The sequence below is a fragment of the Nocardia sp. NPDC051911 genome, assembly GCF_040681035.1.
Taxonomy (GTDB): Bacteria; Actinomycetota; Actinomycetes; order Mycobacteriales; family Mycobacteriaceae; genus Nocardia; species Nocardia sichangensis.
In genome coordinates this window covers 1-6,490 of record NZ_JBFAXY010000080.1, presented here as the reverse complement: position 1 = coordinate 6,490, position 6,490 = coordinate 1, and the positions used below count along the sequence as shown (strand labels likewise).

Annotated in this window: 3 protein-coding genes and 3 pseudogenes; 4 read left to right on the top strand and 2 right to left on the bottom strand. The window is 63.0% G+C overall.

Annotated features, from left to right (window positions below; all coding sequences use genetic code 11):
• A pseudogene (locus AB0L97_RS38225) lies at positions 1-186 on the bottom strand (esterase family protein); the annotation flags it as partial.
• 344 nt (positions 187-530) lie between these two features.
• Here AB0L97_RS38225 and AB0L97_RS38220 point away from each other — a divergent pair.
• The 4 genes and pseudogenes from AB0L97_RS38220 to AB0L97_RS38205 all read left to right on the top strand — a co-directional run bounded on the left by AB0L97_RS38220 (position 531) and on the right by AB0L97_RS38205 (position 4,936).
• Complete coding sequence (locus AB0L97_RS38220; RefSeq protein WP_364439867.1) at positions 531-773, top strand: hypothetical protein; 243 nt, start codon at positions 531-533, stop codon at positions 771-773.
• A 182-nt stretch (positions 774-955) separates the two neighbouring features.
• Positions 956-1,374 (top strand): annotated as a pseudogene (locus tag AB0L97_RS38215) (transposase); the annotation flags it as partial.
• Positions 1,375-1,441: 67 nt separating this feature from the next.
• Positions 1,442-2,718 (top strand): IS3 family transposase gene (locus AB0L97_RS38210; protein WP_364439864.1). Its coding sequence is split into 2 segments (ribosomal slippage): positions 1,442-1,715 and positions 1,715-2,718, totalling 1,278 coding nucleotides; the frame shifts between segments, so codons are not numbered across the junction.
• An 864-nt stretch (positions 2,719-3,582) separates the two neighbouring features.
• Positions 3,583-4,936: pseudogene (locus tag AB0L97_RS38205) on the top strand (IS1380 family transposase).
• Between the two features lie 230 nt (positions 4,937-5,166).
• On the opposite strand, the gene AB0L97_RS38200 reads toward AB0L97_RS38205, so the two are convergent.
• Positions 5,167-6,009 carry an AMP-binding protein gene (locus tag AB0L97_RS38200; RefSeq protein WP_364439861.1) on the bottom strand — a complete coding sequence of 281 codons (843 nt, stop codon included), beginning with the start codon at positions 6,007-6,009 and terminating at the stop codon, positions 5,167-5,169.
• Positions 6,010-6,490: the final 481 nt, after the last annotated feature.

Here is a 6,490-nt window from a genome sequence, read left to right as displayed (position 1 = left end):
CGCGGCGCGCTGCACTTCCACCGGAATATCGAGATCCATGGCGGCGGAATGCACCGTCAATGTCAGGTTCCGCGCACTGTGCTCCTGCACGGAAACAATAGAAGACTCCGCGGGCGCGGCCTGGGCCTGCACCGAGACCATTGCCGATGCGGCCGCAGCGCCGGCGACGACCGCCGACAGCAGCAACCGGCGGAGGTGGCTCCCTCTCATGACTCCCCTTATCCCGAATCCCGGAACGCCTCAGTTCGAACAGAGTTTCACCGATCGACGATTGACTGATTCAATTCGCGACCTACAAGTGTCATGCGTGATGCAACAGGCCGAAGACTCCGCGCAACCTCAGTACTCATACGGCACTCCCCAGTCTCCGCGACCCGTCCTTCTTTCGCTCCTGCGGTTCCAGATTGTGTGAGTCGCAGCAAGCAAGCGCATCGGTATATCCAGCGAAAGTACGTAAGTGATGCCCGAGAACTAAATCATCCCGGATTTTGGAATAGACGAAATGGTCAGATCTCCCTATGCTCTTTGCCATGCGAAATCGACAATCGTTGTATGGAACCCCGGCAATCCGGCGCGTGCTCGTGACACTTGCCGTTGGCGCCGCGATGGGCACACTGAGCTGTACCACCGCCACTGCTGCTGCGCAGCAGATTCCGCCGGAACCGGCCACCTTTGATCCCGCACCGATCGCGACCACCCCCAGCACCGGCAGTGCCAGCGGATCGGCGACCCTTGCCTGCAAGCTGTTGATGTGGGACAACCCGCATTGCTAGTGTTCTACGCGTCGCAGATTTAGTTCAGGAGAGCCGCTGGTTCGGACTCTTCATCCGGCAACTGCTACGCCGCAGCGTCCAAAAAACGCGTCGCGGCACTAAGACCGTGTCTCACGTCGTTGTGACTGGTTGTCGGTGGGTAGCGATGGACTGTGATCGGTTGTGGTGCATGATGTTCGGCCGTGTCGGACAAGTTGTCGAAACGTCTCGTTCCGGACGAGCTTTGGGCGATGGTGGAGCCGTTGCTGCCGAAGTTCGAGCCACGACCGCAGGGTGGGGGTACTGCTCCGGCCGACGAGCGGGCGGTGTTCACGGCAGTTGTATTCGTGCTGACCAGCGGGTGTGCGTGGCGGATGCTGCCGCCGTCGTTCGGGGTGACGGTACCGACGGCGCACCGCCGGTTCACGGTGTGGACCGAAGCCGGTCTCTGGCGGCGGCTACATCGCGCGATACTCGATGAGCTCGGCAGCGAGGGCTTGATCGACTGGTCGCGTGCGGTGATCGACGCAGCGAGCGTCCGCGCGAAAAGGGGGGATCTCTGACCGGCCCGAGCCCGGTTGACCGCGGCAAGTCCGGCTCGAAAATCCACGTACTGTCCGATCGCTTGGGAATGAACCGCCCCGGCTTTTCTGCCGCCCCGTTATGGGGTAGCAGGAAGGATATGGGCCATGCCCAAAAAGATCGACCCAGTGCTTCGGAGCCAGGCCGTCAGGCTTGTGCGGGAGCACCGCTCGGAGTACTCGACCGAGCGTGCCGTGCATGTCCAGGTCGCCGAGTCCCTCGGCGTGTCCCGGGAATCGGTGCGGCGCTGGGTGATGCAGGAAGAGATCGACGCGGGCCAGGTGCCGGGTGTGACCAGCGACGAACGCGACGAGTTGCGCCGGTTGCGGGCGGAGAACAAGCGGCTGCGTGAGGTCAACGACATCCTGAAATCGGCGACAATTTTCTTCGCGGGGGAACTCGACCCCCGAAACCGCTGATCGCGGCATTCACCGACCAGATGCGCGCTGCTGGTCACGCCGTCGAGTCGATCTTGATCGCCCTCAACACCGCTGGGCTCAAGATCGCGGCACGAACCTTGCGGGCCTGGTGTGCCCCGGCTGGACCCGGGAACAGGCCGGCGGCCAGGACCGTGACCGACGCCCTGATCCAGGACGCGATCCGGACCCTGGCGTTCACCACCAACGCCGCCGGGCAGCGTGTGCTGACCCCGGAAGGGCTCTATGGCCGGCGCAAGATGCTGGCTCTCATCCGCCGGACCCTGTTCCCCGACGCCGGGTTCGGGGCCGTCGACCGAGCCATACGCTCGCTCGGCTTGACCGGTGTCGTGCGTGGTAAACGAGCCAGGACCACGATCGCCAACCCGGCTGACACCAGAGCACCTGATCTACTTGACCGGGACTTCACCGCGGTCGCGCCGGACCGGAAGTGGGTGACAGATTTCACGTATGTGCGGACGTATCAGTCGTTTTCGTATGTCGCGTTCATTGTGGACTGCTTCTCCCAGAAGATCGTGGGCTGGCATGCCTCGATCAAACGGGACGTCGAACTGGTCGATGTGCCGTTACGGATGGCGCTGTGGCGCCGCGGCCATGAAGGTAATCCGGTCGAAAGAGGTCTGTTGACATGCCATTCCGATGCGGGGTCTCAATACACCAGTATCCGCTTCACCGAGCATCTGCGGATCGAGGGCATCAGCCCATCGATCGGCAGCGTCGGCGACGCCTACGATAACGCCCTGATGGAGACCATAAACGGCCTCTACAAGGCCGAATGCATCCGCACGGCGGTGTTCCACGACGGTCCGTGGAAGACGATCGCCGATGTCGAGTACGCGACCGCGGCATGGGTCGAGTGGTACAACAACCGGCGCTTGCATTCGAGTCTGGGCATGATCTCACCGACCGAGTACGAGGCAGCGCACTACGCTGACACAGACCGATGAGCCGAGTGACTACCGGCTCGTAAAACACCGGCAGGAAAGCCGGGGCGGTTCACGCCCCATGATGTTTGGTCGTGGTCGATGTGTTGTCGCACCGCAGCGCCTGTTGCCGGACGGGCGCTGGGCGAGCCGACTGCCCGGTGGACGACCGTCGTTAGGTGCCTTTGAACGGAGGTGCCTGCGTCCGGGCGCGGCGCGTGTTCCAGAGGGTGCTGGCCAATCGGATAGGAATGAGATGATGACGGATCAGCCCGACCGTCGGACGCGCTGGCTGGTCTTGACCGCGCCGGGTTGGGAACCCACTGAGGCGGCACAGCAACCACCGCCAGGAGCGATCATAGGCGGTTGACAGATCGACGATGACGGCCTTTCGAACCGAACCTCGCCTACTACCTGCCCGCTGACGAGTCGTTGCCCTCCGGTCCGCTCGATGCGATCCCGCACCCGGCGGCTGGCAACGCTTCGGTGTCCACCACGATCGGTGACCCGAGAGCTTTACCGGGCGCACTCAAGGATCATGTCATCCCAGGCGAGACCGGGATCGAAGTGCAATACGACGCCTGCCACCGGCACATCTCCCTTGCCGTGCTCGCCGCCACCGACCCAAAGCCCACTCGGACTGGGTTGAATCTCAGTCGTCGAAATCCGCCGTCTCCTGGCGACAGTGCTCCCCTCACACAGGCCGCCTCCCGCTGACGGCCGACACCGCGCTCCACTAACCTCGGCCAATCACGTCTGGTCAGCTGGTAGTGGCCGAGAAATGGCGAAGGGTGCTCTGAGCTGCGATAGTTCGATTTGCTGAAGATCGATATACGCAGTGTGAGGAGCACCCCTCTGGTGCGGGAGTCTACGTGGTGGTAGCCGACGCTGAAAATTGACGGGGACGGGTCGGGAGTGGTGTCCCAAGCCGGTGCGGTCGCGCTGCTGCGCACCGCTTCGACGGTGGGGCTGGATCGGGCGTTGCCCCAGGCTCTGGCGCCGTGGCGGAAACCCCTCGCCGTGCACGATCCGGGGAAGATCCTGCTGGATCTGGCGGTGACGGCCGCGGTCGGCGGTGACTGTGCCGCCGATGTGGCGCTGCTGCGCGGTGAACCGGGCGTCTACGGGCCGGTGGCGTCGGATCCGACGGTGTCTCGGCTGCTTGCGGTCCTGGCGCAGGATGCACCGAAAGTGTTGTCCGCCACAGCGTCTGCCCGCGCTACCGCCCGTGCCAGGGCATGGCGGGAGGCCGGAGTCCGAGCACCGTTTCACATGATCACCGCGAAAGCGCCGCTGATCATCGATCTGGATGCCACGCTGGTCGAGGCGCATTCGGAGAAGGAACGCGCGGCACCGGCCTTCAAGAAGGGATACGGCTTCCACCCGCTGCTGGCCTTCGCCGACCACGGCGGCGACGGCACCGGTGAGCCCCTGGCCGAGCTGCTGCGGCCGGGCAACGCCGGCGCCAACACCGCCGCAGACCACAAACGGGTCCTCGCCGCCGCACTGGCGCAAGCTGCGGTGGCAGCCCGGCTACCGCGTGGGCTGGAAAGTGCTGGTGCGCACCGATTCCGGTGGCGGAACCCACGACTTCGTGGGCTACTGCACGGCCCGCCGGGTGCAGTACTCGCTGGGGTTCACGCTCACCGACACCATCGTCGAGGCGGTCGGCAACCTACCGAAACACGTGTGGACTCCCGCCTACGACGCCCACGGCGAGGTCCGTGAAGACGCTTGGGTCGCCGAGGTCACCGGCATGCTCGACCTGACCGGCTGGCCCGACGACATGCGGCTCATCGTGCGCAAAGAACGCCCGCATCCCGGCGCGCAACTGCGGTTCACCGACATCGACGGCCTGCGGCTGACCGCGTTCGTCACCAACACCCGCACCGGTCAGATCCCCGACCTGGAACTACGTCACCGCCGCCGCGCCCGCAGCGAAGACCGCATCCGCGCCGCGAAAGCAACCGGGCTACGGAACCTGCCGTTCAAGGCGTTCGACACCAATCAGATCTGGATCGCCATCGTCGCACTCGCCCTGGACCTCACCGCATGGCTGCAAACCCTCGCCCTGCACCACCACCCGGCCCGCCGATGGGAACCGAAAACACTACGCCTGCAGATATTCTCAATCCCCGCCCGGATCGCACGCCACGCCCGACAAGTCAACCTGCGCCTATCACGACATCACCGCGGCACCCCTCTGCTGCTCACCGCGCTGGCCCGCCTGCAACCGGGATGACCAGCACAAACCGCACCTTCAACCACTGAAAGGACTTCAATCCAGGCCCGTGGAACCTGGCCGCCAACCCGCTGACCGGGCTAGCTTGTGTTGCCCACCGGTCACTGATCAGTGACCGCAGACCAATCCGAACCCGATCACGCCATGCCGACCACCCGGCGAAAGATCGAGGCTAACCCGCCACCAACGAACCCGTCACCAAAATAACGAACTACGACTGTCGTAGTAGTTCACAAGTTCTCTTCGACTATCACGATAACCATGTTTTCGTCAGGGGGGTCGGTTGCTCCACTTGGTGCGATGAACCAGTGGGTGACTTGACCCATGACGAGGTCGGTGCCGAGCTTGCTGCTCGGCAGGACCGAGACGGCTCCGGCGGTGGTCGATGCAAGAAACTCGAACACAGCTGCGCGGCCCGAGGAGTAGGAAGTGTATGTGGTCGACTCGTGATCGACCGCATACTCTACGCGCAAGTACTCGGCCAAGGCCAATGCCTCGCGCTGAGAGAGAAAGGCGGTCCCACCCTTTGTGGGGATGACAAAAGCCGGGTGTTCTACCTTGAGCTTACGGACTCTGTCCGCATAGAACACAGGCCGCTCCGAAGCTGCCACGAGACTCCGCTCAATCTGAGCGTTGCCGAGTGCCAGCCAGCGGATCTGGCTGTCGGCCACCGGTTCGGAGGCGATTCCGAATGTGGCACCTGCGGCCGCCAGTGCATCATGGTTGAGGTCACCCGCGAACAGGCATGCCGCGCCAGCCTTTTGCACCGACCATGCCGCGACCACTTGATCCACTGAGCGTGGCAGCATCACCGCCACGATGTCGCCAGGTCCTACTCCGCGATCGATGAGCACCCTGGCCAGCTGGGACGACCTTCGATCCAGTACGCGGTAGGCGATCTCGTCGCCGTGAAGTAGCAGCGCGGGTGCCTCCGGGTCCCTATCGACGATTGCCGACAGTTTCTGACCTACCGTGTGCGCGTCCAATCGGCCAACATCTAACACTCTATTCACAACCTGTTCGCAATGGCTCACAGAAAATACACCAGACTCCGATAGGCTGCATTCGGTCAATCTGTCAGTATCGCGGGTGACCGTGACCTTCCTCGATCCACTCAGCTGCAGAAGATGCAGGCCTCATCCTGAAGCATCTTGCGGGATATCCACATTCTTCAGTTCTCCAGAAAATCTAAAGATGTTACAGAGAAACGGGCTCCCGAGAAGCCATTTCTGCATCAGTTGACGGTTACCCTTGAGCCCTGATCGAGCGGACAACCGCTCAGCAATCTCCCGCACTTCTTCGACCCATCTTCTTACCTGTCCATATTGTGCGAGAAAGCAACAAGTCCAGACATCCGTCACTGTGGTAAAGATACATACGTAAGCCACCCAGAGGGGCCCGGGCCGCGCGAGCAGGAGTCATGTTGGATGCATACGAACTGCTGGCGCGAGAAGCCGCGCTAAGAGCATGTCTCATGTGGCTGATTTGGCGAGTTTCTTGTAGCAGGTCAGTGCCGCAGCGAGGGTGAGGAAGGCGAGGAAGTGGGTGGCCTTG